The sequence below is a fragment of the Arthrobacter silvisoli genome, assembly GCF_003369445.1.
Lineage (GTDB): Bacteria > Actinomycetota > Actinomycetes > Actinomycetales > Micrococcaceae > Arthrobacter > Arthrobacter silvisoli.
On sequence record NZ_QRCU01000031.1, the window covers coordinates 41,412 to 65,380 of the forward strand.

Genomic DNA, 23,969 nt, shown 5'->3' on the forward strand with positions numbered 1-23,969 from the left:
GACCGCCCGGGCAGCCGGCGGAAGCGGCTCAGTCCTCGAAGTCGCCCGCCGCCTTGCGGAAACGGCCCAGCACCTGGATCAGCTGCTCCACGTCACCGTCTTCGAAGCCCGACTGGGCGAACACCTCCGCGTTGAGGGCCGTCGTCGCGCGCTTGGCCAGGGTGCGGCCCTCCGAGGTGAGCTCGATCAGGGTGGTGCGCCCGTCGGTCGGGTGCGGTGAGCGGACCACCAGTCCCGCCTTTTCCAGGCGGTCGACGGCGTTCGTCACCGAGGTGGGATGGACCTGGAGCAGGGCGCTCGCCTTGTTCATGGGCAGCGCGCCGCTGCGGGCGAAGCCGAGCAAGGCCAGCAGTTCGTAGCGCGCGAAGGTCAGGCCGAGAGGCTTGAGGACCGACTCAATGCGGGCCGTGAGGATCTGTTGCGTGCGCATGATCGCCGTGATCGCGGCCATCGGCGCCGCGACCTCGCCCCAGCCGTGGCGCTCCCAGTTGCGGCGGGCGTCGGCAATCGGGTCGCGTGGCAGCGGGGTTCCCATGGTGGCCTCAGTCCCTCAAGCCCGGGAACTCGGACTCGGAGTACTCGACGCCGAGACCGGCCGGCAGCGGGCCCGCGCCCGGCCGGCCGTCTTCGCCGTGCCGCTTCACTTCGCTGTGGCGCAGCTCCACGCGGCGGATCTTGCCGGAGATCGTCTTGGGCAGCTCGGCGAACTCGAGGCGGCGGATCCGCTTGAACGGGGCCAGGTGTGCGCGGCAGTAGCGCAGGATGTCCTCGGCGATCTGTGGCCCCGGCTTGTAGCCCGGGGCCAGGACCACGAAGGCCTTCGGTACCGAGAGCTTCACCGGATCAGGGGACGGGACGACGGCGGCCTCCGCCACGGCGGGATGCTCGATCAGGACGCTCTCCAGCTCGAAGGGGGAGAGCCGGTAGTCGGAGGACTTGAAGACGTCGTCGCCGCGGCCCACGTAGGTGATGACGCCGTTTTCGTCCCGGCTGGCCATGTCGCCCGTGTGGTAATAGCCGCCGCGGAACGCCTCGGCGGTCTTGTCCGGATCGCCGTAGTAGGCGGTCATGAGGCCCACCGGCCGGGGGTCCAGGCGCAGGCAGAGCTCGCCGTCGTCGGACTCTTCGCCGGTGGCGGGATCCACCAGCACCACGTCGTATCCCGGCAGCGGCCGCCCCATCGAGCCGGTCTTGACCGGCTGGCCCGGGGTGTTGGCCACCTGCACCGTGGATTCTGTCTGGCCGAAACCGTCCCGGATGGTCTGGCCCCAGGCCCGTTCCACCTGCCCGATCACTTCGGCGTTGAGCGGCTCGCCGGCGGACACCACCTTGGTGGGCGGGGTCTTCAACTGCGTCAGGTCAGCCTGGATGAGCATGCGCCACACCGTGGGCGGGGCGCAGAAGCTGGTGACTCCCTCCCGGTCCATCTGCTCCATGAGGGCCTTGGCGTCGAAGCGCTCGTAGTTGTAGACGAACACGCACGCTTCGGCGATCCACGGTGTGAACACGTTGGACCAGGCATGCTTCGCCCAGCCGGGGGACGCCACGTTCAGGTGGACATCCCCGGGTTCGATGCCGATCCAGTACATCGTGGACAGGTGGCCTACCGGGTAGGAAGTGTGGCTGTGCTCCACGAGTTTGGCGCGCGAGGTGGTGCCCGAGGTGAAATACAGCAGCATGGTCTCGTCGGCGCGGGTGGGGCCGTCCGGGGTGAACTCCGCCGCTTCCGAAACGTGATCGGAGTAGCGCAGCGCGCCCTCCGTGTGGCCGATGCCCACCTCGATCAGCGTGTAGTCGCCGGGAACCTCGGCGAACTTGGCGATGTTGGCACTCCCGACGGCGGCCCAGCGGGCGCCGCCGCGTTCCACCCGGTCCGCAATGTCCCGCGGGCCCATCAGGGTGGTGGTGGGGATCATGACCAGGCCCAGTTTGATGCCGGCCAGCATCAGTTCCCAGAGTTCCACCTGGTTGCCGAGCATGACGATCATCCGGTCCCCGCGCCGCACGCCCTGCCCGCGCAGCCAGTTGGCCAGGCGGGAAGAGGACTCCGAGAGCTCCGCGAAGCTGCGGCGCGTGGCGCTGCCGTCCTGCTCCACGATCACCAGCGCCGGGTTGCCGCCCTTGTCCGGGTCCGCGGCGATGGCGTCGAACCAGTCGAGCGCGAAGTTGAAGTGCTCGAAGCGCGGCCATTGGAATTCAGCGTGGGCCTGGGCATAGTCCGTGCGCAGCTCCAGGAGCCGGTCGCGGGCCGCACGGAAGTCTTCAGTGACAGTCATGGCGTGCCTTTCGCTTCGCGGGCCGTCCGTAGCCGGGGCCCGCATCACTTGCAAAATATACTAGGACATCCAAGCGTTAGGAAGGCCGGACCGGCCTGAGCTCGCCGGTCAGCAGCTCCGCATAGAGCGTGGCGTGGCGTCGTGCCATCAGCTCGGCGCTGAAGCGGCGTTCGACGGCGGCCCGGCAGTCCCGCCGGTCCAGCCCCGCCGCCGCGCGCAAAGCCAGCCCCAGTTCCACGGCGCCGTTCCTCAGGAAGCCGGTGACGCCGTCGTCGACGATCTCCGGGGCGGCGCCCCGCGGCTCGGCCACCACGGGCGTCCCGGCGGCGAGCGATTCGATCATGACCATCCCGAACGGCTCGTCCCATTGCACCGGGTTGATCAGGGCCCGAGCCCCGCCCAACAGTTCCAGCTTGCCCGCGGCATCCGGTTCGCCGAGGAACTCCTCGCTGCCGCCGAGCAGCGGCTCCACCACCTCCCGGAAGTAGTCCACTTCCGCCCGGGCGCTTATCTTGGCCGCGATCTTCAGCGGGATTTCCGCCGCCCGGGCCGCCATGACCGCCTCCACCACCCCCTTCGTCGGGTCCATGCGGCCCAGGAACAAGGCATAACCGCCGCGGCCGTCACCGAACGGGATGGCGGCGGGATCGACGCCGTGGTGGATCACCCTGGCGACGGGCACATCCGGGGCGGCCGCGGCCTGGCTGCTGGAAATCGCCACGAGGGCGGTATCGCGGGCCATCGTCCGGTACACGCTGCGCAGCTCCGGGGTCATGACTGTGTGCATGGTGCACACGACCGGAATCCCCGGCGGGCGGTGCCGGTACAGGGGGCCGGTCAGGGTGTGGTCGTGGATGAGGTCGACGCCGGCCAAGGCCTCGTACGCCCGGATCACATGGGGCAGCTCGGACATGCTCTGCCCCATTGCCGAGCGCATGGCGGGGGCGAAGCCGCCGGGACGCTCCACCGGGGAACTGCTGTCCGAGGACGCTGCGAGCACCACGCTGTGCCCCGCGGCCGTGAGGCCCATGGCCAGGGCGTGGACCACGGCCTCGGTACCGCCGTAGGCGGTCGGTGGGACCGGGACCCACGGCGGCGCGATCAGGCCTATCCGCATGGGGGGCTCCTGTGGTTACTGGGCGGGACTGAGCTTCTCCGCGAGTTCCACCAGTTCCGCCAGCACGGGCCTGGATCCGTGATGCAAGGTAATGCCCGGCGGGAGACCGTCCACCGTTGCCACATTGTCTTTCACGGTGATCGTCAACCGGCTGTCGCCGAGGGGGCAGTTGCTGATCCGGACGTCACCCATCTCGGCCGGCAGGACGGGATCCAGCCACAGCCCGTTCTGCGCCACGTGCGGATCATGCCTCAGCAGGACGCGCAGCAGTTGCACCGGGGCGGCAGCGGCCCAGGCCTGCGGCGAACACGACGTCGGATACGGTACCGGCTCCGGGTACTCGGCCCGGTCGAAACCGCAGAACAGCTCCGGCAGGCGGTGGCCTGTGTATTCCGCGGCCTCGAACATGGCCATCGCTACCCGCTGCGCCTCGGCCACGAAGCCGTAGCGCATCAGGCCCGTGGCGATCAGGGCATTGTCGTGCGGCCATACCGAACCGTTGTGGTAGCTGGCCGGATTGTAGGCGCCCATGTCCGAGGCCAGGGTGCGGATGCCCCAACCGCTGAACATCTCCGGCGCCATCAGCTTCTTGACCATCAGCGGCGCCTTGTCCTCGTCGATGATGCTGCTGATCAGGCACTGGCCCATGTTTGAGGCGCAGGAATCCACGGGCCGCTTGTCCCGGTCCAAGGCGATGGCGTAGTAGCCGTGGTCCGGCAGCCAGAACTGCTCGTTGAACTTCCGTTTCAGTTCGGCGGCGCGCTCGCGGTATTCGCGCGCCAGGGCGAGGTCGCCGCTTTCATAGGCGAGCCAGGCCCGGGCGGTGTAGGCGCTGTACACATGGCCCTGGACTTCGCACAGGGCGATGGGCGGCTCGGCCAAGCGGCCGTCCGCGAAGTTGATGCCGTCCCAGGAGTCCTTCCAGCCCTGGTTCACCAGGCCTTGGTCGTTGAGCCGCTGGTACTCCACGAAACCGTCGCCGTCCCGGTCCCCGTAATCCCTGATCCAGTCCAAGGCGCGGTCCGCATAGGGCAGCAGTGCGGTCATTTGCTCCCGGTCCAGGCCCCAGCGGCTCGCTTCTCCCAGGAGGCCAACGAACAGGGGGGTGGCATCGATGGACCCGTAGTAGGCGGACTTCCCGCCCAGCGCGAGGGTGGTCCCGATGCCCGGCCGCACCTCGTGCAGGATCCGACCGGGTTGCTCCTCGGTGAGCGGGTCCACCTTGGTGCCCTGCCGTTCGGCCAGGTTCCACATGGTGTCAAGGACCAGGGTGGGATCCAAGGTCAGTGACATGAACGAGGACAGCAGGGCGTCCCGGCCGAAGAGGGCCATGAACCACGGGGCGCCTGCCGCCATCACCGTGCGGTCCGGCCGTTCCGGGTCTTCGATCTGCAGCGCACCGATGTCCTCCTGGCTGCGCTGCAGGGTCCTGGCGAAGGACGGGTTTCCGATTTCCGGGGCCGGGATTTTCCGGATCCACTCCTGTCGCCGCAGTTCCGCCGGGGACTCCGCCGAACTCAGGTGACGGAACGGAAGTTTGCGGAGAGTCCCTGGCTGCCCGCCGCCGTCGGGCGCCGCGGCACCGTCCAGCGGGGAAACGGTGACGGTCACACTCCAACTGTCGTGGGCCGGGACCACCAGCGTGTATCCAAGGCCTTCGTGGCGGACGGTGGCGTCCGGGGCGTGGATGGCCACGCCTTTGCGGGCGCCGTGCCATGAGCCTTCGATGAAGAGGGAGTCGCCTTCCACCCGCCGCTGCTGCTCCCAGAAACGGGTGATCCGGGCGTCCTTCACCTCGAAGAGGTCGGCGAAGTCCGCGTCCACGGTGAGTTCCAGCTTGCACACTGCGGGTTCGCGGGCGTGGTTGCGGACTGTGATCTGCTCTTCCATCCCGACGCCGGTCTCCCGCCGGCGTTCGACGATCAGCGGGCTGTCCGCCCGCCCCGCGATGCGTCCGGGACGGCCGATGAACACGCCGCGGTGTGGTTCAAGGTTCCGGGCAGCCAGCGGCTCGAGGGTGACGTCGTTGACGGTCAGGCGCCACCGGGAAATGATCCGGGTGTCGGCGTGGAAGACGCCATGCGGCCGGTCCGAATACATGTCCCCGGCCAGGCCGGAGATGCAGAAGTTCGCGCCGTCCACGAGCGTCACAGAGGCGCCCAGGGGACCAGCAGCGGTGTCGGCGTTCCATCCGGCCATGGCGGCTCCTTGACGGCGGGTTCGCCGGTTGCTCCGCCGGCGGTTACGGTTTGTCAGCCAAGCATGACCCTACGCCTGCCACGGGGGGCGGCGCCAGAAGGGGCGGCGCCGGAAGCCGGCCGGCCGCTGTTTCCACCGGGATGGAAACAGCGGCCGGAAACGGGCGGCACGATCAGGACAGCGGAGTCACATACGCCGCCGAGATGCCGCCGTCCACCAGGAAGGTGGACGCCGTGATGAAGGAGGAATCATCGCTGGCCAGGAACGCGACGGCCGCGGCCAGTTCCTCAGGCTCGGCGAAGCGGCCCATCGGCACGTGCACCAGGCGGCGTGCGGCCTTCTCCGGATCCTTGGCGAAGAGTTCCTTCAGGAGCGGGGTGTTGGCCGGACCGGGGCAGAGGGCGTTGACCCGGATGCCCTGCCGGGCGAATTCGACGCCGAGTTCGCGGCTCATGGACAGCACGCCGCCCTTGGAGGCGCTGTAGGAGATCTGCGAGGTGGCGGCGCCCATGACGGCCACGAAGGAGGCCGTGTTGATGATGGAACCCTTGCCCTGCTCCTGCATGTACGGGATGGCGTACTTGCAGCAGTAGTACACCGAGGTGAGGTTGACGTCCTGGACCCGGCGCCACGCGTCGATGCCGGTGTCCAGGATCGAGGCGTCGCTTGCCGGGGAGATGCCGGCGTTGTTGAAGGCGATGTCCACGCTGCCGTAGGTTTCCTTGACCGTGGCGAAGAGGTTGCGGACGTCTTCTTCGCTGGTGACATCGACCTTGACGAACAGGCCGCCGACTTCCGCGGCCGCGGCCTCGCCGGTGGTGGGGTCGATGTCCGCGATGACCACGTGGGCGCCTTCGGAGGCCAGGCGGCGTGCTGTGGCAAGTCCTATGCCGCTGGCGCCGCCGGTGATGACTGCGCTGCGGCCTTCGAGGCGGTTGGAGATGACTGCGTTCATGGTGGGCTCCTTTGTTCTTGTGTGTTTGCTCGGGGTGTCCGGCTCAGGCCGGGGTGGTGGAGATGAAGACGTTCTTGGTTTCGGTGAAGGCGGCCAGCGCATCCGGTCCGAGTTCGCGCCCCAGGCCTGACTGCTTGAAGCCGCCGAACGGCGTGGAGTACCGGACCGAGGAATGCGAATTGACGGAGAGGTTCCCCGATTCGACGCCGCGGGCAACCCGCAGGGCCCGGTCCACCCTGGAAGTCCAGATGGAGCCCGACAGCCCGTACTCGGTGTTGTTGGCGATCCGGATGGCCTCGGCCTCGTCGTCGAAAGGAACGACGGCGAGCACCGGTCCGAAGATCTCCTCGCGGAAGGCGGGGGAGTCCAGGCCCGGCGTCAGGACGGTGGGCGGGAACCAGAACCCCGCCCCCTCCGGGGCCTTCCCTCGGAAGGCGACCGGGGCGCCGTCGGGCACAAACGAGGACACGGCCTCGAGCTGCTGGGCCGAAATCAGCGGACCCATGGCGGTGGCCTCATCCGCGGGATCGCCCACCGCCATGGCGAGCACCGCGGGTTCGAGCAGCTCCATGAAGCGCTCGTACACGCTGCGCTGCACCAGCACGCGGGAACGGGAGCAGCAGTCCTGGCCGGCGTTGTCGAAGGCGCCGCCGGGAGTGGCCGCCGCGGCCAGTTCCAGGTCCGCGTCCTCGAAGATGATGTTCGAGCTCTTGCCGCCGAGTTCCAGGGTCACCCGCTTCACCTGCTCGGAGCAGCCGGCCATGATCTGCTTCCCCACTCCCGTGGAGCCGGTGAAGACGACCTTCCGTACCGCCGGGTGGGTGACGAAGCGCTGGCCCACCACGGACCCCTTGCCCGGGATCACTTGGAAGACGCCTTCGGGAATGCCGGCCTCCAAGGCCAGTTCAGCGAGCCGGATGGCCGTCAGGGGCGTCACTTCTGCGGGTTTGAGAACCACCGTGTTCCCGGCAGCAAGCGCGGGGGCGAACCCCCAGCCGGCGATCGGCATGGGGAAGTTCCACGGCACAATCACACCCACCACGCCCAGCGGCTCCTGGAAGGTGATGTCCACGCCGCCGGCCACCGGAATCTGCTTGCCGAAGTTCCGTTCCGGGGCTGCCGAGTAGTACTGCAGCACGTCCCGGACGTTGCCTGCTTCCCAGCGGGCGTTGCCGATGGTGTGCCCGGCATTGCGGACTTCGAGCCGCGCCAGGTTTTCCAGGTCGGCGTCCACCGCGGCGGCGAAGCGGCGCAGCAGGAGGGCGCGGTCGGCCGGTGCAACGTTCCGCCAGCTTTCATAGGCTGCGGCGGCCCGGGCAATGGCGGCGTCCACTTCCGGCAGGCCGGCGAGCTGCACCGACTCAATGACCTGCTCGGTAGCCGGGTTGATGACGTCAAAAACAGTGGCGGTCATGGCGTGGACATCGCTTTCGTGGTGTCGGTGACGGTCAGGGGATGTTCGCGGCGGTAGGCGGTGGCGGCCGCCACGAAGCCGTGGAAGAGCCGAAGGTCTGCCGGGTTCTGCTCCGGATGGAACTGCACGCCCAGCACCCAGCACCCGTCCTTGCTTTCGAGCGCTTGGATGGTTCCGTCGGCGGAACGGGCCGTGACCCGGAGTTCCGCGGGAACGGCATCCACCGCCTGGTGGTGGTAGCAGGGAGCCGTGCCGGAAGAGCCCAGCAGTCCATCGATCAGGCTGCCCGGTTCGGTGCTGAACGCCGCTTCGCCGAACACCCCGGGCGCCGGCTGGTAGTTGGCGCCGGGGTTGATGTCCGGGATGTGCTGCACCAGCGAGCCGCCCAGGGCGACGCTGAGCAGCTGGGCTCCGCGGCAGATCGAGAACAGCGGCAGGCCGCGTTCCAGGGCCGCCCGGGTGAGTGCCGCATCGTGCGCATCCCGCAGCGGCTGTGGTGCGGTCAGCGGATGCGGCGCCGCCCCGTAAAGGGACGGGTCGACGTCGGGACCGCCCACCACGATCAGGCCGTCCACGAGGTCCAGCACCGATTCGTCGGTGCCCAGCGGCGGCAGGAGCAGCGGGGTGCCGCCCGCCGCGACCACCGCTTCCACGTACGTGCCGGGAAGGATGGCGGCCGGCGCGTTCCAGACTCCCCAGGATGCTTCCTGGTAGTAGCTGGTCAGGGCGATCTTCGGACGGTAGGCGTTAGAGACGTTCGAAGCCACGGACACGTTCCCAGTCAGTAATGGCGCTGTCAAAAGCGGCGAGTTCCACGCCGGCGGCGTGGACGTAGTGATCAACCACCTCGTCGCCGAAGGCCTTGCGGGCGATGCTGCTTTCCGCCAGCAGGGCGCGGGCGTCGCGGAGGGTCGTGGGCAGCCGGTCCGCGTCGGAATCGTAGGCGTTGCCCTTGGTGATGGCCGGCATTGGCACATCGTTTTCCAAACCATGGATGACGGCCGCCACGAGCGCTGCCGCGGCCAGGTAGGGATTCACGTCGCCTCCGCCTACGCGGTTTTCGGTGCGCAGGCCGGGGCCGTGCCCCACCACCCGCAACGCACAGCTTCGGTTGTCCAGGCCCCAGGCGATGGCCGTGGGCGCGAAGCTGCCCTCGACGTATCTCTTGTAGGAGTTGATGTTGGGGGCGAGGAAATAGCTGAGTTCGCGGAGCGCGGCGAGCTGGCCTCCGATGAAGCGCTCCATGACCGGGCTGAACCCATGCTCGCTGTCGCCGGGCAGGACCGGCTTGCCGTCCAGGTCCGTGAGGCTGATGTGGATGTGGCAGGAATTGCCTTCGCGCTCGTTGAACTTGGACATGAAGGTGATGCTCTTGCCATGCTGGTCGGCGATTTCCTTGGCGCCGTTCTTGTAGAAGCTGTGCTTGTCGCACGCCGCCAGAGCTTCGTCATAGCGGAAGGTGATTTCCTGCTGGCCCAGGTTGCATTCGCCCTTGGAGGATTCGACCACCAATCCGGCGGCCTCCATGTTGTTGCGGATGGAACGGATCACCGGTTCCAGGCGGGACGTGGCCAGCAGGGAGTAGTCGACGTTGTATTGCGTGGCCGGAGTGAGGCCGGTGTAGCCCTTGTCCCAGGCCTGCGAGTAGGAGTCGTCGAACATGATGAACTCCAGCTCGGTGCCGATGTGGGCGCGGTATCCAAGCTTTTCGAGGCGCTCGAGCTGGGCCTTCAGGACCTGCCGCGGGGATGCCACCACCGGGGAACCGTCGGTCCAGAGCACATCGCATTGCACCATCGCAGTACCTTCGAGCCAAGGAACGCGGCGAAGGGTGGCAAGGTCCGGCTTCATCACCATGTCTCCGTAGCCGGTCTCCCAGGAGGACATCGCATAGCCGTCAACGGTGTTCATTTCGACGTCGACCGCCAGCAGGTAGTTGCAGCCCTCCGCGCCGTGGTCCAGGACGTCTTCAAGGAAGGAACGTGCGCCGCAGCGTTTGCCTTGGAGCCGGCCCAGGGCGTCGGTCATCGCAACGACGACGGTATCGATTTCGCCGGTGTCGATGAGTTCCTTGAGCGTCTCCAGCGTCAGGTGCCGGCTCTTCTCTTGAGCATTCATGATGCCTCCGCAATGTGATTTCGGATGGTTTGTAAATTTGGGTGCCGTCAGGCCTTGAGCTCTGCTTCGGCGCGGGCCAGCCGGGCGAATTCTTCCTCGGGTGCGCCGGCGACGATGCGGTGCCGGCTGTAGAACCAGTAGTAGAGGAGCGCTGCGGCGAAGATGCCGGCGGTGATGGAGGCAGCGAAGACGTCGACGACGAATGTCGCCACGACTGCTACGGCTGACAGCACCAGGGCAATCGAGGTGGTGACGGTTCCGCCGGGGGTCCGGTAGCCACGCTCGAGGAGGGGCTCCTTCTTTCGCAGCACGATGTGCGAGAGGTTGAGCAGCACATAGGAGACGGTCGCGCCGAATACGGCGATGTTGATCAGCAGGGCGCCGTCCTGCGTGGTCGCTGCAAGGAGGAAGCCGACGGTTCCCGGCACGATAAGGGCCCAGTAGGGCGTGCGGCGCTTTCCGGTGAGGGACATCCAGCGGGGCAAATAGCCGGCGCGGGAGAGCGCGAACAGCTGGCGCGAATAGGCGAAGATGATGGAAAAGAAGCTCGCCACCAGTCCGGCGAGTCCCGCGTAATTGATGAAGTCGGCCAGCGGCGTATTGCCGCCGTAGGCGATGCGCAGGGCTTCGGGAAGCGGGTTGTCCGAGGTGCTCATGGCCTGGGACCCTGCGGCGCCGGGAACCAGGATCAGCATCAGCGCGCCGAAGATCACCAGGATGATCACGGACACGATGATTCCGCGGGGCATGTCTTTCTTGGGGTTGGCGGTTTCTTCGGCGGCGAGGGGGACGCCTTCCACGGCAAGGAAGAACCAGATGCCGTAGACAAGCGCCGCAAGGATGCCACTGACTCCCATCGGAAGGAACGCGCTGGCTCCGGCGGAACCGTCGGGAACAATGTCGAACAGCTTGGCCGGATCGAACTTGGGAAGCAGTCCGGCGACTGCCGCTGCCAGTGCAATCGTTGCCACCGCGGTGATGGCAAACATGATCTTCAAGGCTTCGCCCACGCCGCGGATGTGTATGCCGATGAAGATGACGTAGGTGACCAGGTAGACGGGCCAGGAGTTGGTGAGGCCGAAAAGTCCCAGCGCTTCAACGTAGCCGCCGATGAACGTTGCAATGGCGGCGGGCGCCACCGCGTACTCAATCAGCACGGCCATGCCGGTGGCGAATCCTCCGAGGGGGCCCAGGGCCCTGCGGGCGAAAGCATAGCCCGCTCCCGCCGTCGGGAGGGTGGAGGAAAGTTCAGCGAGGCCAAAAACCATGCACGTGTACATGACGCCCATCAGGATGAAGGCGATCAACAGCCCGCCCCAGCCCCCCTGGGCGAGGCCGAGGTTCCAGCCGGCGAAGTCGCCGGAAATAACGTAGGCAACGCCCAGCCCGGCAAGGAGCACCCAACCGGCGGCGCCCCGGTTCAGCCTGCGGTGCTGCAAATACGCATCGTCGTTGCGTGCTGTGTCTGTTGTTTCCATGTGTCTTCCTAAGAGGGGAGGAATGCAGTGGGAAATTCTGAAGTGTGCGGGTGTTCTAAAGGACTGTTTTTAGTCCAAGAGCTGCATCACAGTCTGAGGGTGATCTGCACCACGGTCAAGCGTTTTGACGAAAAATATGCTGTTTTCGGAAGATTTGCACGGAGCAATGGTCCTCTGCGTGACCATTGAGGGCGGGTGCGGGTAGTATGGGTCCAACATCGACGGTCCCGGTTCCGGCCCTAGTGAAGGGGAGGCTCCGCCATGCAGGATTCTCCGTTCGGCCCTTCGTACTCCGTGCTGCGCCCGGTGCGTGGCGGAAACGCCTTTGAAGAGACGATCGAGCACCTCCTGCAGACCATCAAGCTTGGGATATTCGCGCCGTCGGAGAAGCTTCCGCCGGAGCGTGAACTGGCGGAAAGGCTTGGGGTTTCCCGGGCAACACTGCGGGACGCCCTGGGCGAACTGCAAAACGCCGGTTACTTGGAGGTTCAGCGGGGGCGCTATGGCGGCACCTACGTCTCAAGCTCGGCCGTTCATCGCCCCTCGGAGAATCGTCCGCTGGAACGTGCGGAGGTCGAGGATGTGCTGTTGTTCCGTGGAATCATTGAGCCGGCCGCCGCGGTGCTGTCGGCAAAGGCCGCGCTGACTGCCGCGGCGCGGCAACATCTGCAGCAGTGTCTCTCGGAACTGATGAGTGCGACGCCGGAAACCTACCGTCCGCGGGACGCCCGGTTCCACATCGCCATCGCCGAGCTGTCCGGATCACCCAGCCTGGTGGGCGCGGTGGCGGAGACGCGTGCGCGGCTCAACGACCTGTTGGACCGCATCCCGCGCCTGGGCACAAATCTTGAGCACGCCAACGAACAGCACGCTGAAATCGCAGAGGCCATCCTCAAAGGCGACGCCGTCACGGCAGAGCGGATCACCGTGGAACACCTTGAGGGCACCGCGTCCCTCTTGCGCGGCTTCCTCGCCTGAGGGCCCGGAGGTTGGCCTATTTCCACCGGCTGCCGCGCTCTCTTGACTGAAAATTCAGTCAAAGCTTATCGTTGACGCGTTGCATCATGGTGATGCAGTTCACGAAAGGCTTGAGATGATGAGCACGCGCATCCGCAAAGACGCGGATCCCGCCGGTGCCGTGTCCCAACACAAGGACCGCTTCGGCAGCATTGAGACAGTTGGCATTGAGTTCATTCCGGACGAAGAACGTACCTCCCGGCCCCGGAACCTCTTCACGGTGTTTTTCGGGGGTAACTTCGCCTTCTCGGTCATCGTTTTCGGATGGCTCCCCATCACTTTCGGACTGGACTTCGCCGGCGCGGTGACGGCCAGCCTCACCGGCCTCATCCTTGGGACGCTCCTGATCGCGCCGATGGCCTTGCTGGGGCCGCGGACGGGCACGAACAATACCGTCTCCAGTGCTGCGCATTTTGGCACCCGCGGCCGGCTGATCGGATCCGGCCTCACACTGCTGTTCGCTCTGGCCTACGCCGCCATCGCGGTCTGGACTTCGGGCGACGCGCTGGTGGCGGCCGCCGAACGGCTGTTCGGAACGCCGGTTGACGGCGCCACCCTGGCCATCGGTTACGCCGTCATTTCCGTGGAAATCGTGCTGGTAGCACTGTTCGGCCACGGGACGGTGGTGGCGATGCAGAAGTTTGTCGCCCCGGTGGTCGGCGTCCTTCTGGTCATCGGGGTGGTTGCGTTCGCCCCCACCTTCAGCCCCACCTCCGTGCATGCGGACTACCTTCTGGGTGACTTCTGGCCCACCTGGATCCTGTCCGCAGTCATCTCCATAGGCGGTCCGCTGTCCTATGCGCCGACGCTGGGTGACTACAGCCGGCGCATCTCGCGGAAGCTCCACCCCGACCGTTCCGTGGTCGCGGCCACCTGCCTTGGAGTGTTCCTCGGCCTCTTTGTCACGGCACTCTTCGGCGCCTTCACGGCGGCGGCCATCCCGGAACTGGGCGGCTCCTACGTGGCGGACCTGGTCCGTTCCGCGCCGGCCTGGTACCTGCTTCCGATCCTCGTCATCGCCCTCGCCGGCGGGCTCGGACAGGGTGTGCTCAACCTGTACGCCAGCGGACTTGACCTGGAAGCACTCTTTCCGCGGCTTCGTCGTGTCCACACGACGCTCATCACCTCGGCGGCCGCCGTCGGGCTCCTGTACCTCGGGGTCTTCGTCTTCAACGCCGTCGATTCCATCACCGCCATGACGCTGGTGCTCAACGGATTCGCGGGCCCTTGGGTGGCAATCAATGTCCTCGGGTTCCTGGTGGTGCGGCGCGGCAAGTACAGTCCGGGCGATCTCCAGCTTTTCCGCGCCAACGCCTCGTCCGGATGCTACTGGAACACCGGTGGCTGGAACCTCCGCGCCGTGATTCCCTGGGCCGCCGGATCAGCCTTCGGCGTGCTGGCGACAGACACATCCCTTTACGCCGGCCCGCTCTCGCAACTCGCCGGCGGCATCGACCTCAGTTTCCTCGGTTCCACGGCCATCGGAGCCATCGGCTACCTGGCGGCCCTCCGTTTCTGGCCTGAGGCCGCGGGACAGCCGGGTTCCACGGTGAACTCCGCCGCGAACTCCACGGCAACCTCCGCGGCGACGGAGCAGGTATTACTGTCGAACCATGACTGACAAACTGGGCAAGATCCTCACTGCCGCCACCACCTGCATCGCCAGGAACGGAGTGCGGGGACTGCGGGTCAACGACGTAGCGAAGGAAGCCGGTGTCTCCTCCGGCTTGCTTTACTACCACTTCACCGATCGCGCCGGATTGCTGGCCGCGACGCTGGATCACATCAACAAGCAGGTCGGCAAGGACGACTCTCCCGCCTCACCCGAAACCGGAGACGGCGACAAGCACCTGCGCCACCTCCTGCTCGACGAGATCAAAGACGACCCGGAAGTCCGGCAGAACTCGGTGGCGTGGAACGAACTGCGGGCTTGCTCAGTCTTCGAACAGGACCTGAGCGAACCGCTTTCGCGGACCACTGCGGAATGGAACCGTGAGATCGCCCGTGCCCTCGTCGCCGCGGGACATGCTGCCAACGAAGAGGAGGCGGCAACCACCGCGGAGATGCTGACCTGCCTGGTGGAAGGGATCTCCGGCCGGTGGCTCAGCGGGTTCGTCTCCACGGACCACGCACGCTCCCTCCTGGCAACGGCGGTCGACTCCCTCACGAGCGGACGTCCGGCAGCGACCAGCCGTTAAGCGATGGCGGGCTGCCTGGCTGGTCAGGTTTGGACGCGTTGACGGTTTTCTCAGGTGCCGCGAAGTCCAAGTGGCCGGCCACGAGGCGGTCGGCCTCGAATAATCGAGGCCGATCGGCTGCTTTCGCCCGGAAGAATGCCCTACTTCCACCAGCTGTCGAAGATGGTGACCGGAACGGTCCGCTTGTGGCGGGTGCGCAGGTACTTGTCCTCGATGATCTTCGCGACACCCTCGGGAACCTCGCGGCCCTCAAGGTAGTCGTCGATCTGGTCGTAGCTCAGGCCCAGTTCGTCCTCGTCGGTGCGGCCGGGCCGGCCGTCCAGCAGGTCCGCGGTCGGGACCTTTTCCCAGATCCGTGCGGGTGCACCCAGCTCGGCCAGCAGGGCCCGGTTCTGGCGCTTGTTGAGGCCGAACAGCGGCAGGATGTCGGCGCCGCCGTCGCCGAACTTGGTGAAGAAGCCGGTGACGGATTCGGCGCCGTGATCCGTGCCGATCACCAGGTAATTGTGTTCGCCGGCCAGCGCGTACTGAGCCACCATGCGGATGCGGGCCTTGGTGTTGCCCTTGTGGAAGTCCGAGATCGCGGAACCGCTGCTCTTTTCGAACTCGTCCTCCACGCCGTCCACAGCGGCGGAGATGTTGAAGGTCCATTCGGTCTTGGCTTGGATGAAGTCCAGTGCAGCCTGGGCGTCGTCCTCGTCATGCTGGGTGCCGTAGGGCAGGCGGACGGCCACGAAGTTGGCCTCCACGCCTTCGCTCTCGAGCTCCTCTACGGCGAGCTGGGCAAGTCGCCCCGCCAGGGAGGAGTCCAGCCCCCCGGAGATCCCCAGCACGAAGCCCTTGGTGTGGGTGGCCTTGAGGTATTCCTTCAGGAACGTGACGCGCCTGCGCACCTCCCCGGCAGGATCGATCCGGGGCTGGACGCCCATTTCCTCGATGATCTTCGCCTGGAGTTTGCGCATGCCACCAAGACTAGCCAGCCGCGTCCACAGGGCTCAACTGTGGCGCGCTGCATTGCGCCTGGGGTCTGGACGTGCTGGAGTCCCTGAAGAACCGGCGGTCTTTACGGCCGAAGTCTCAAAGTATGAGACATGAGCCCAACCCTGTGAAACTGTGCCTTACGCCAGAGCTGTACACATCAGTCCCGTGTGGAACCGTGGGGTGGCTTGGCACTAATGAGGTCGCCAGTCGACTCACGCCAGATGATGCGCTGCAGTTCCCCGTCGGAAGCTGCTTCTGGTTCCCCACGCAAGGCGGCAACCAGTCGTTGAAGCGATCGGGAACCGAGCCTTTGGTAGTCCACGAAGACGGTAGTAATGGACGGCACTTGGTATGCGCTGGAGTCCAGGTCGTCCCACCCTGTGACGCAGAGATCGCCGGGTACTGTCCACCCCCGCTCCAACGCTCCACGGACCACTCCGGTAGCGACCACATCGTTGGACGCCACGACTGCGAGCGGAGGTGCGTCATCGGGAAGACTGCGAATCGCCTTGAGTCCTGACTCGCCGGTCCAATCACCTTCGATGACACCCAGGGACTGCAACCCGAGTCTTTCGATGGTCATTAGGTACGCGTCGCGTCGGGCGCGGGCCGAAGGATAGCCCAGCGCTCCGGTGATGTGGAGGAACCGCCGGTGGCCGCGCGAGGCCAGCTCTTCCATCATTTTGACAAGGGGTGTGGGGTCGGTGAGGTCTCCGGATACCTTCATATCGTCATCAAACTCTGCGAGGGACAATACGGTCGTTCCGGCCTCACCGGATGGGCGTGCTTGCAGCGAGGCGAAAGACAGGACTCCTTCAAACTGGCCGGAGTTGACGATCTCATCGAGTCGTTGTTGCCTTGCTTCGGGGTCGCCCGCGAGGGTCTGGACCTCGATCGCGTAGCCGGCCTTCTGGGCCGCCTGGGTTGCGCCAGCGAGCATTTTGGATGCGTGCCAAGTGCTAGTCGGCAGCACCACCGCCAGTCGGCCTGTGCGCTGTGTCCGCATGGACCGCGCCGCCAGGTTCGGACGGTAGCTCAGTTCTTCCGCGACTCTGAGTACGCGCTCACGGGTTGCCTGGGATATGCCGGGCCGCCCCGTGAGGACGTTTGAGACAGTCGACTGCGACACGCCCGCGCGAGCCGCCACATCACGGCTGGTGGGCGCTTTACCCATGGCGCATCTCCTAAGCAAGACTCCGTTGACGTCCCCTTGACGACTGGTGATCTTCGTCTCATACTAGCAGATACGTATTACTAATACGTATTACACATACGTATTAGCAGCCCTGCTTAGCACAGCCATCAAGGAGGATGCGCGCCCAATGAGTGTCGTTGAGCTACCGGGGATATCCATTGACCACACCCTGCCGGGGGACCCGATCCGGGTTCGGCGTGGGAATTACGGGGCGATGCTTCCGCAAGCCATGATTGCGCGCCTGGAAGCCTCCGCCGACAAAGCCAACTGACGCAGCCGGGGGCTCACCATCGCGCCTGGTGGTCCTCCCCTTTTAGCTTCACGGAAAGAGAGACGAGCGAATGCTCAAGATCGGAATCATCGGCACCGGAGGAATCGCGGACGCCCACATTCGCGGGTACCTTGAGTTCCCGGACGAGTGCGAAATCGTCGCATTGGCGGACATCCAACCCGGGAAGGCGGCGAGCAAGGCCGAAGCGTTCGGCCTCAGCGGCGCGGCCACCTACGACGACCCCGCAGAACTCATCGCCGCCGGCGGAGTCGACCTGATCAGCATTGCCACGCCGCCCAGCAGCCATGCCGAGCTCTCGATCGCGGCTTTGGATGCGGGAATCAACGTACTGGTCGAAAAGCCTATGGCACCGTCCCTCGAAGAATGCGATGCGATGCTCGCCGCGCAGAAACGGTCCGGCAAGGTCCTGTCAGTGGTCGCGCAAAACCGCTTCCGCGACGATATGGCCACCCTCAAGGAAGCGGTCGAGTCAGGCATGATCGGGTCTGTCTCGCATATCCGCATCGACTCCGCCTGGTGGCGTGGCCTGCCGTACTACGACTTGTGGTGGCGGGGAACGTGGGAATCCGAGGGCGGCGGGTGCACGCTCAACCACGCCATCCACCACATTGACTTGACCTTGTGGCTGATGGGGAAGCCCAGCCAGGCCGTGGCAATGATCGCCAACACGCAGCACGACAACGCCGAGGTAGAGGATCTCTCGGTCGCGATCCTCAAGTATGGGCGCGGGCTGGCGCAACTGACCAGCTCTGTCGTGCACCACGGCGAGGAGCAGGAAATCGTCATCCAGGGCGAACACGCGCGGATCTCACAGCCATGGCGCGTCACCGCCGAAGTATCCCAGCCCAACGGATTCCCCCGCGAGGGCGGCAACCCGGCGCTTGTCGAAGAACTGAACGCGTTGGCCAGCGCGCATATCCCGCTCGCTCATCAAGGCCACGCCGGGCAGATCGGCGACGTAATGGCGGCTGTCCGCGCCGGACACGCACCCACCGCGGACGGTATCGACGGCCGCAACGCGATCGAGGTGGTGACTGCGATCTACAAAGCCGGCATCGAACATGAAGTCGTCGACCTGCCGCTGCGCGCTGACGACCCGTACTACCGGGCGGGCGGTCTTCTCCAGCGGGCCCCGCATTTTTACGAAAAACGGGAGTCCGTCAAGGAACTCGCCGGCGACATCATCGTGGGCGCCACGACCAGCACAGTCTCCGACTGACCGAACGAAAGAAAGTTCACTATGCCTAACTCCGACGGCGCAACGTACGCGCCCGCACCCATGCCCCAGCCCGTCGTCGAACCCGGAGAATTCGTTTTCGCGGCTGCACACCTGGACCACGGACACATTTACGCCATGACCGAAGGCCTGCTCGGCGCCGGAGGCACGCTGAAGTCGGTGTACGACGCCGATCCCGCCAAAGTTGCCGCGTTCCGTGCAAAGTTCCCCGATGTCCAGGTCGCAGCCAGCGAGGCCGAAATCCTCAACGACCCGGATGTACGGTTGCTCGCCAGCGCTGCAGTGACCTCCGAACGCGCTGCGATCGGACTTCGCGTCATCGACGCCGGAAAGGACTACTTCACAGACAAAGCACCGTTGACCACCCTCGAGCAGCTCGACGCGGTCCGTGAAGCCACCGAGCGGACCGGGCGGAAATATGCGGTGTACTACTCCGAGCGCATCCACGTCGAAGCGGCCGTCCTCGCCGGGCAGCTCATTGAGCGAGGCGCCATCGGCACCGTCCTGCAGGTCACCAGCCTCGGCCCGCACCGGATCGGCGAACCGGGCTCCCGACCGGACTGGTTCTACGACAAGGACCGGTTCGGAGGAATCCTTTGCGACATCGGCAGCCACAACTTCGAGCAAATGCTCTACTTCACAGGGGCCACTGACGCCGAAGTGGTCAGCGCAACCGTTGCCAACTACTCACATCCGGAACATCCCGCCTTCGAGGACTTCGGCGACGCGCATATCGTCATGAACAACGGAACCACCGGCTTTGTCCGCGTTGACTGGTTCACTCCGGACGGCTTGCGCACCTGGGGGGACGGACGCACGGTCATCCTCGGAACCGACGGCTATATCGAGTTGCGCAAGTACGTCAACATCGCCACTGACGACGGCACCGACCACGTGTTCCTGGTTAACAAGGACGGCGAGCAGCACATCAACGCCACGGGTCGGGTCGGGTATCCGTTCTTCGGCGCGCTGATCCGTGACTGCCTGGACCGCACCGAGACCGCGATGACGCAGGCACACGCCCTGAAAGCCGCGGAACTCAGCGTCAAGGCGCAGATGTTCGCCCGCGACCTCACTGCCGCGGCCGTGGGGCAGGAACCTCTCTCAGAAGCAGCTAGGACCGAGCTGTGAAGATCACCGACGCACGGGTAGTGGTTTCGTCGCCTGGACGGAACTACGTCACGCTCGTTATTGAAACCGAAGGCGGCATCACCGGCATCGGCGACGCCACGCTGAACGGCCGCGAGCTTTCTGTGGCCGCCTACCTGTCCGAGCACTTGTGCCCGCTGCTGATCGGCCGGGACGCGCGCCGCATCGAGGAGGCCTGGCAGTACTTCTACAAGGGTGCCTACTGGCGGCGCGGACCGGTGACCATGACCGCGATCGCCGCGATCGACGTCGCGCTCTGGGACATCAAGGGCAAGGCCGCCGGCATGCCCGTGTACGAGCTCCTGGGCGGCGCCGCCCGTGAGGGTGTGATGGTCTATGGCCACGCCAGTGGCTCCACACTGGAGGACCTCAGCACTGACTTCCAGCACCACTTGGACCTTGGCTACAAGGCGGTCCGTGTCCAGGCGGCGGTGCCGGGCCTGGAAAAGACCTATGGAATTGCCCCGGTGGACGGCAAGCTGTACGAGCCGGCCAGCGGCAACGTCCCGCAGGAGGACACCTGGGAGACGACGGCGTACCTGGACTTCGCGCCGGAGATGATGGCGCATGTGCGCGAACAGTTTGGCTATGGCGTGCACGTCCTGCATGACGTGCACCACCGCCTGACCCCCATCGAGGCTGGCCGGCTGGGCGCGTCGCTGGAACAGTACCGGCCCTTCTGGATCGAGGACCCGACGCCTGCCGAGGACCAGTCGGCGTTCCGCCTGATCCGCCAGCACACCACCACGCCCCTCGCCGTGGGCGAGGTGTTCAACTCAATCTGGGACTGCCAGCAATTGATCACCGAACGGCTGATCGACTACATCCGGACTTCCGTGTCGCACGCCGGCGGCATCACGCACCTGCGCCGGATCTTCGCCCTCGCCGACCTCTACGGTGTGCGCTCCGGCTCGCATGGCGCGGGTGACCTCTCGCCGGCCTCCTTCGCCGCGGCCCTGCACGTGGACATGAGCATCCCCAACTTCGGCATCCAGGAATACATGGGCCACCGGGAGCCTGCCAACGAGGTGTTCACCACCTCCTACACTTTCAACGACGGCTACATGCACCCCGGTGACGCTCCCGGCATCGGAGTGGAGTTCAATGAGGAAGCCGCCGCCCGGTTCCCGTTCGACCCCAAATACCTGCCCATCAACCGGCGGCTCGACGGATCGGTGCACGACTGGTGAGCGTCAGTACACAGCACTCCGGGCAGGCACCGTTCGACGTCGTTGTGATGGGGGAGATCCTCGTTGAGGTCGCCACCGACGTGGCGTTCGGCCACGGCGTTCCGGCCCAGCTCGGGATCTCCGGGGACGCCCTCAACGTCGCCGCTGCGGCGGCCGCCGCGGGAGCCCGCGTTGGGCTCCTGTCCGTCCTGACTGATGACGACCTTGGCAGGGCGATCGCCGCCAGGATCGCCGAGCTCAACATTTCCCCTGAGCTTTTGACGTTCCGCCGTGGCCAGCAGGGCGTGTACCTCGTGCACTGCGACCCTGACGGGCAGCGGGAGTTTTCCTACGCCCGCAGCGGCAGCGTCGGGTCCACGTTGGGCCCCGACGACGTCGATCCGGCAGTGCTCGCCGCCGCCGGCGCCGTGATAGCCGGTGGCATCGCCTGCGCCATCTCGGAGTCGTCCCGGGCGGCAGTATTCAAGGCCGCTGCGGTAGCCAAGCGGTTCGTGTTCGACCCCAACTTCCGCCCGCGGCTTACCTCGATCGAGGAGGCGACGGCGGCACTGCAGCAGCTGGCGCCGCGCGCCTTCCTGGTCACCCCCTCCTTCCCCGGCGAGACCTCGGCCTTGTTGGGCTGCCCGACGCCGGTTGAAGCGGCTGCGAAACTGCGCACCCTGGGGGCGCGGAATGTTGCTGTTACCTGCGGTGCCGAGGGCATCCAGCTGGACGGAGAAGGCCGGAACAAAACCTGGATCGACGCGATTCCTGCGCCGGCTGTGGTGGACCAGACCGGCGCGGGCGACGCCTTTGTTGGCACCCTGACCGCCCGCCTGGTCCTTGGCGACAGTCTTTCTGCCGCCGCGCGATACGGGGCAGCGGCTGCGTCACTGGTGGTGGGCGGCAAGGGCGGCACCGGGTTCATCCCCACGTTGGAGCAAATCCGTATGCACGCTTCCAGCGGCCTGGCATCGGAAGGAGCAGCGCCATCACACGCCTGAGTGCCGCCTCCCTTATCGGCAACAGCAAACACCGTGCGCCCCTTGCGGGTCGAACCATCCGGCCCGGCATCGTCCACTTGGGCCTGGGTGCCTTTGCTCGAGCCCATACCGCGGTTTTCACCGAAGAAGCGATGCTCGCGAGCGGGGATTCCGGCTGGGGGATCATCGGGGTCACCCAGCGTTCAGAGACCGTGGCACGCCAGCTGGCTCCACAGGACGGGCTCTTCTGCGTCGCTGAGCGGGGGAACGGAGCCGCGCCGCTCCGCGTGGTGTCCAGCATCGTGGAGGCCATCTCCGGCCGGGACCAGCCGGATGCCGTGGTGGACAGGATCGCCGCGGACAGCACGAGGGTGGTGACGCTGACGATCACCGAAAAGGGCTACCGCATCGATCCGCATACCGGGTCCCTGAACCTGGCGGATGAGCAGATCCAGGCCGATCTAGCCGGGAACCCGCCGCTGACCGCCATCGGACAGGTCACCCGCGGCATCCAGAAACGGGCGCTGGCCGGCAGGGGACCGCTCACCGTGGTCTCGTGCGACAACCTGCCGGGCAACGGTGAACTGACGGGCGCCCTGGTCCGGGCGTTCGCAACCGCCCTGCCCGAGGGCGAATCCGGACCGCTGCTTGCCTGGATCGGGGACAACGTCACCTTCCCCAGCACCATGGTGGACCGGATGGTACCGGCCACCACGGCCGGTGACCTTGACGCCGTCGAACGTGAACTCGGGCTCCGGGACGAGGCCGCCGTGGTGGCCGAGCCTTTTATGCAATGGGTCATCGAGGACAACTTCGCGGGGGACCGGCCCGCCTGGGAGCAGGCCGGGGCGCTGTTCAGCAGCGAGGTGGCTGCGTGGGAGGCGGCGAAGTTGCGTCTGCTCAACGCCAGCCACTCGATGTTGGCATACCTCGGACTGGTCAGCGGCAAGGCGACCATCAGCGACGCGGTCGGCGAGGACATCTTCCGCGCCGCATGCCAGCGGATGATGGCCGAGGACGCGCTACCCACCATCAGGCTCCCCAGGGGCTTGGACGGCGAAACGTACTGCGCCCAGGTCCTTGAGCGCTTCGCGAACCCGGCGCTCGGCCACACGACCGCGAAAGTGGGCAGTGACGGATCGCAGAAGATCGGCTTGCGCCTGCTGACCACCGCCCGTGCCACCCTTGGCAGCGGACGTGAGCCGCGCTGGACCGCGCTGGCGGTGGCCGCGTGGATGCACCACGTGGCCGCCACTCCCGCCACGGATCTGAACGATCCCCTCGCGGACCATCTCCAGGCGGCCCTGCCAAAAGAGCGGTCTGCTGCCAGCGTGGTTCCGGCCCTCCTGGGCGTGCGCAGCATCTTCGATGAAGAGCTCGCGGCCAGCGCCACCTTCGTGGACCTGCTGACGCATTGGTACCGCATCATCGATACCGGGCTGGACGGCCTGAGAAAAGAGATTAGCCATGGCTGACGCAAGCAGGGTGCTGCAGGTTTCCCCTGTCATCCCGGTAGTCACTATCGCCGACCCGCAGCATGCGGTTCCTGTGGCACGGGCATTGCTTGACGGCGGTGTCGGCATCATCGAACTGACGCTACGGACGGACAGCGCCCTCGAATCGCTGAAGCGCATCGCCAACGAAGTGCCGGACATCCTGGTGGGCGCCGGCACCGTCCTCACACCCCGACAGGCGGATGCCGCGGTTGCCGTCGGTGCTCAGTTCCTGGTCAGTCCCGGCGTGACGCCGGGGCTGCTCGACCACATGCTCCAGCTCAACATCCCGGTGCTTCCCGGAGTGGCGACAGTGGGCGAAGTGATGGCTGTCCTCGAGCGTGGCCTGAAGGCCATGAAGTTCTTTCCTGCTGGCCCGGCTGGCGGCCCGGACTACCTCGCCGCCATCGGAGCACCGATCCCGGAAGCACTTTTTTGCCCGACGGGCGGGGTGAGCCTTGAATCTGCGCCTGCGTACCTGTCGCTGGCGAATGTTTCCTGCGTTGGTGGCAGCTGGCTCGCTCCGCGCGCAGCCATGGAAAACGACGATTGGGAACAGATAACCAACCTCGCCGGTGAAGCCTCCAAGCTCAGCGGGAACCAGGTGAACAATGCCAGCCGCTCTTAATGCTCTGCGCCCGATTCTTGCCGGCAAGGACAATATTATGGCAATTTTTGGCAACAGCTTGCCTACCTTC

The 23,969-nt window shown here is 66.1% G+C and carries 20 protein-coding genes and 1 pseudogene; 9 read left to right on the forward strand and 12 right to left on the reverse strand.

Annotation, left to right across the window (positions count from 1 at the left end):
• Positions 1-28: 28 nt before the first annotated feature.
• From DWV11_RS07475 to eat, 9 genes are all read right to left on the reverse strand, one after another.
• Positions 29-535 (reverse strand): MarR family winged helix-turn-helix transcriptional regulator, encoded by a 507-nt coding sequence (locus DWV11_RS07475; RefSeq protein ID WP_115788260.1) that lies wholly within the window; start codon positions 533-535, stop codon positions 29-31.
• Between the two features lie 7 nt (positions 536-542).
• Positions 543-2,276 carry an AMP-binding protein gene (locus DWV11_RS07480; protein ID WP_115788261.1) on the reverse strand — a complete coding sequence of 578 codons (1,734 nt, stop codon included), beginning with the start codon at positions 2,274-2,276 and terminating at the stop codon, positions 543-545.
• A 76-nt stretch (positions 2,277-2,352) separates the two neighbouring features.
• Positions 2,353-3,393 (reverse strand): glycosyltransferase family 4 protein, encoded by a 1,041-nt coding sequence (locus DWV11_RS07485; RefSeq protein WP_115788262.1) that lies wholly within the window; start codon positions 3,391-3,393, stop codon positions 2,353-2,355.
• Between the two features lie 15 nt (positions 3,394-3,408).
• Positions 3,409-5,592, reverse strand: a complete 2,184-nt coding sequence (locus DWV11_RS07490; protein ID WP_115788263.1) for an amylo-alpha-1,6-glucosidase — start codon at positions 5,590-5,592, stop codon at positions 3,409-3,411.
• Positions 5,593-5,764: 172 nt separating this feature from the next.
• Positions 5,765-6,547 carry a 3-oxoacyl-ACP reductase gene (locus tag DWV11_RS07495; RefSeq protein WP_115788264.1) on the reverse strand — a complete coding sequence of 261 codons (783 nt, stop codon included), beginning with the start codon at positions 6,545-6,547 and terminating at the stop codon, positions 5,765-5,767.
• 43 nt (positions 6,548-6,590) lie between these two features.
• Entirely contained in the window at positions 6,591-7,961 is a 1,371-nt protein-coding gene (locus DWV11_RS07500; RefSeq protein ID WP_115788265.1) for an aldehyde dehydrogenase family protein, read from the reverse strand.
• The gene (locus tag DWV11_RS07505) at positions 7,958-8,728 is read right to left on the reverse strand and encodes a gamma-glutamyl-gamma-aminobutyrate hydrolase family protein (RefSeq protein WP_245953488.1); all 771 of its coding nucleotides are present in this window, start codon (positions 8,726-8,728) and stop codon (positions 7,958-7,960) included. Before DWV11_RS07505 ends, DWV11_RS07500 begins: the two co-directional genes overlap by 4 nt.
• On the reverse strand, positions 8,709-10,079 hold the full coding sequence (locus DWV11_RS20235) for a glutamine synthetase family protein (protein WP_210725684.1): 1,371 nt from the start codon (positions 10,077-10,079) through the stop codon (positions 8,709-8,711). The genes DWV11_RS07505 and DWV11_RS20235 overlap by 20 nt, the downstream gene beginning before the upstream one ends.
• Before the next feature lie 47 nt (positions 10,080-10,126).
• Entirely contained in the window at positions 10,127-11,557 is a 1,431-nt protein-coding gene (gene eat / locus DWV11_RS07510; protein ID WP_115788267.1) for an ethanolamine permease, read from the reverse strand.
• Positions 11,558-11,818: 261 nt separating this feature from the next.
• Between eat and DWV11_RS07515 the strand changes: the two genes are divergently transcribed.
• The 3 genes from DWV11_RS07515 to DWV11_RS07525 all read left to right on the forward strand — a co-directional run bounded on the left by DWV11_RS07515 (position 11,819) and on the right by DWV11_RS07525 (position 14,772).
• On the forward strand, positions 11,819-12,535 hold the full coding sequence (locus DWV11_RS07515; protein ID WP_115788268.1) for a FadR/GntR family transcriptional regulator: 717 nt from the start codon (positions 11,819-11,821) through the stop codon (positions 12,533-12,535).
• Positions 12,536-12,653: 118 nt separating this feature from the next.
• On the forward strand, positions 12,654-14,195 hold the full coding sequence (locus DWV11_RS07520) for a purine-cytosine permease family protein (protein ID WP_210725685.1): 1,542 nt from the start codon (positions 12,654-12,656) through the stop codon (positions 14,193-14,195).
• Complete coding sequence (locus DWV11_RS07525; RefSeq protein ID WP_115788270.1) at positions 14,188-14,772, forward strand: TetR/AcrR family transcriptional regulator; 585 nt, start codon at positions 14,188-14,190, stop codon at positions 14,770-14,772. The genes DWV11_RS07520 and DWV11_RS07525 overlap by 8 nt, the downstream gene beginning before the upstream one ends.
• 140 nt (positions 14,773-14,912) lie before the next feature.
• Here DWV11_RS07525 and nadE read toward each other — a convergent pair whose 3' ends face one another.
• The 3 genes and pseudogenes from nadE to DWV11_RS20645 all read right to left on the reverse strand — a co-directional run.
• Positions 14,913-15,734 carry an ammonia-dependent NAD(+) synthetase gene (gene nadE / locus DWV11_RS07530; RefSeq protein WP_115788271.1) on the reverse strand — a complete coding sequence of 274 codons (822 nt, stop codon included), beginning with the start codon at positions 15,732-15,734 and terminating at the stop codon, positions 14,913-14,915.
• A gap of 176 nt (positions 15,735-15,910) precedes the next feature.
• Complete coding sequence (locus DWV11_RS07535) at positions 15,911-16,693, reverse strand: substrate-binding domain-containing protein (RefSeq protein ID WP_245953489.1); 783 nt, start codon at positions 16,691-16,693, stop codon at positions 15,911-15,913.
• Positions 16,694-16,786: 93 nt separating this feature from the next.
• Positions 16,787-16,927: pseudogene (locus DWV11_RS20645) on the reverse strand (LacI family DNA-binding transcriptional regulator); the annotation flags it as partial.
• 362 nt (positions 16,928-17,289) lie between these two features.
• Here DWV11_RS20645 and DWV11_RS07540 point away from each other — a divergent pair.
• The 6 genes from DWV11_RS07540 (at position 17,290) to eda (ending at position 23,899) form a co-directional block, all read left to right on the forward strand.
• Positions 17,290-18,459, forward strand: a complete 1,170-nt coding sequence (locus DWV11_RS07540; protein WP_115788273.1) for a Gfo/Idh/MocA family protein — start codon at positions 17,290-17,292, stop codon at positions 18,457-18,459.
• Between the two features lie 21 nt (positions 18,460-18,480).
• On the forward strand, positions 18,481-19,608 hold the full coding sequence (locus DWV11_RS07545) for a Gfo/Idh/MocA family protein (protein WP_115788274.1): 1,128 nt from the start codon (positions 18,481-18,483) through the stop codon (positions 19,606-19,608).
• Positions 19,605-20,816: a D-mannonate dehydratase ManD gene (gene manD, locus DWV11_RS07550; protein ID WP_115788275.1), complete on the forward strand. Its 1,212-nt coding sequence runs from the start codon at positions 19,605-19,607 to the stop codon at positions 20,814-20,816. Before DWV11_RS07545 ends, manD begins: the two co-directional genes overlap by 4 nt.
• Positions 20,817-20,863: 47 nt before the next feature.
• Complete coding sequence (locus DWV11_RS07555) at positions 20,864-21,799, forward strand: PfkB family carbohydrate kinase (protein WP_115788295.1); 936 nt, start codon at positions 20,864-20,866, stop codon at positions 21,797-21,799.
• Positions 21,800-21,876: 77 nt separating this feature from the next.
• Positions 21,877-23,253: a mannitol dehydrogenase family protein gene (locus DWV11_RS07560; protein ID WP_245953490.1), complete on the forward strand. Its 1,377-nt coding sequence runs from the start codon at positions 21,877-21,879 to the stop codon at positions 23,251-23,253.
• Positions 23,246-23,899: a bifunctional 4-hydroxy-2-oxoglutarate aldolase/2-dehydro-3-deoxy-phosphogluconate aldolase gene (gene eda / locus DWV11_RS07565; protein ID WP_115788277.1), complete on the forward strand. Its 654-nt coding sequence runs from the start codon at positions 23,246-23,248 to the stop codon at positions 23,897-23,899. Before DWV11_RS07560 ends, eda begins: the two co-directional genes overlap by 8 nt.
• Positions 23,900-23,969 lie beyond the last annotated feature (70 nt).

Coding starts and splice junctions, on each gene's coding strand:
- eda (WP_115788277.1), top strand. CDS start 23,246: ATGGCTGACGCAAGCAGGGTGCTGCAGGTTTCCCCTGTCATCCCGGTA.
- DWV11_RS07520 (WP_210725685.1), top strand. CDS start 12,654: ATGAGCACGCGCATCCGCAAAGACGCGGATCCCGCCGGTGCCGTGTCC.
- DWV11_RS07495 (WP_115788264.1), bottom strand. CDS start 6,547: ATGAACGCAGTCATCTCCAACCGCCTCGAAGGCCGCAGCGCAGTCATC.
- DWV11_RS07475 (WP_115788260.1), bottom strand. CDS start 535: ATGGGAACCCCGCTGCCACGCGACCCGATTGCCGACGCCCGCCGCAAC.
- DWV11_RS20235 (WP_210725684.1), bottom strand. CDS start 10,079: ATGAATGCTCAAGAGAAGAGCCGGCACCTGACGCTGGAGACGCTCAAG.
- DWV11_RS07535 (WP_245953489.1), bottom strand. CDS start 16,693: ATGCTCGCTGGCGCAACCCAGGCGGCCCAGAAGGCCGGCTACGCGATC.
- nadE (WP_115788271.1), bottom strand. CDS start 15,734: ATGCGCAAACTCCAGGCGAAGATCATCGAGGAAATGGGCGTCCAGCCC.
- DWV11_RS07480 (WP_115788261.1), bottom strand. CDS start 2,276: ATGACTGTCACTGAAGACTTCCGTGCGGCCCGCGACCGGCTCCTGGAG.
- DWV11_RS07555 (WP_115788295.1), top strand. CDS start 20,864: ATGGGGGAGATCCTCGTTGAGGTCGCCACCGACGTGGCGTTCGGCCAC.
- DWV11_RS07540 (WP_115788273.1), top strand. CDS start 17,290: ATGCTCAAGATCGGAATCATCGGCACCGGAGGAATCGCGGACGCCCAC.
- eat (WP_115788267.1), bottom strand. CDS start 11,557: ATGGAAACAACAGACACAGCACGCAACGACGATGCGTATTTGCAGCAC.
- DWV11_RS07485 (WP_115788262.1), bottom strand. CDS start 3,393: ATGCGGATAGGCCTGATCGCGCCGCCGTGGGTCCCGGTCCCACCGACC.
- DWV11_RS07515 (WP_115788268.1), top strand. CDS start 11,819: ATGCAGGATTCTCCGTTCGGCCCTTCGTACTCCGTGCTGCGCCCGGTG.
- DWV11_RS07500 (WP_115788265.1), bottom strand. CDS start 7,961: ATGACCGCCACTGTTTTTGACGTCATCAACCCGGCTACCGAGCAGGTC.
- DWV11_RS07490 (WP_115788263.1), bottom strand. CDS start 5,592: ATGGCCGGATGGAACGCCGACACCGCTGCTGGTCCCCTGGGCGCCTCT.
- DWV11_RS07545 (WP_115788274.1), top strand. CDS start 18,481: ATGCCTAACTCCGACGGCGCAACGTACGCGCCCGCACCCATGCCCCAG.
- DWV11_RS07525 (WP_115788270.1), top strand. CDS start 14,188: ATGACTGACAAACTGGGCAAGATCCTCACTGCCGCCACCACCTGCATC.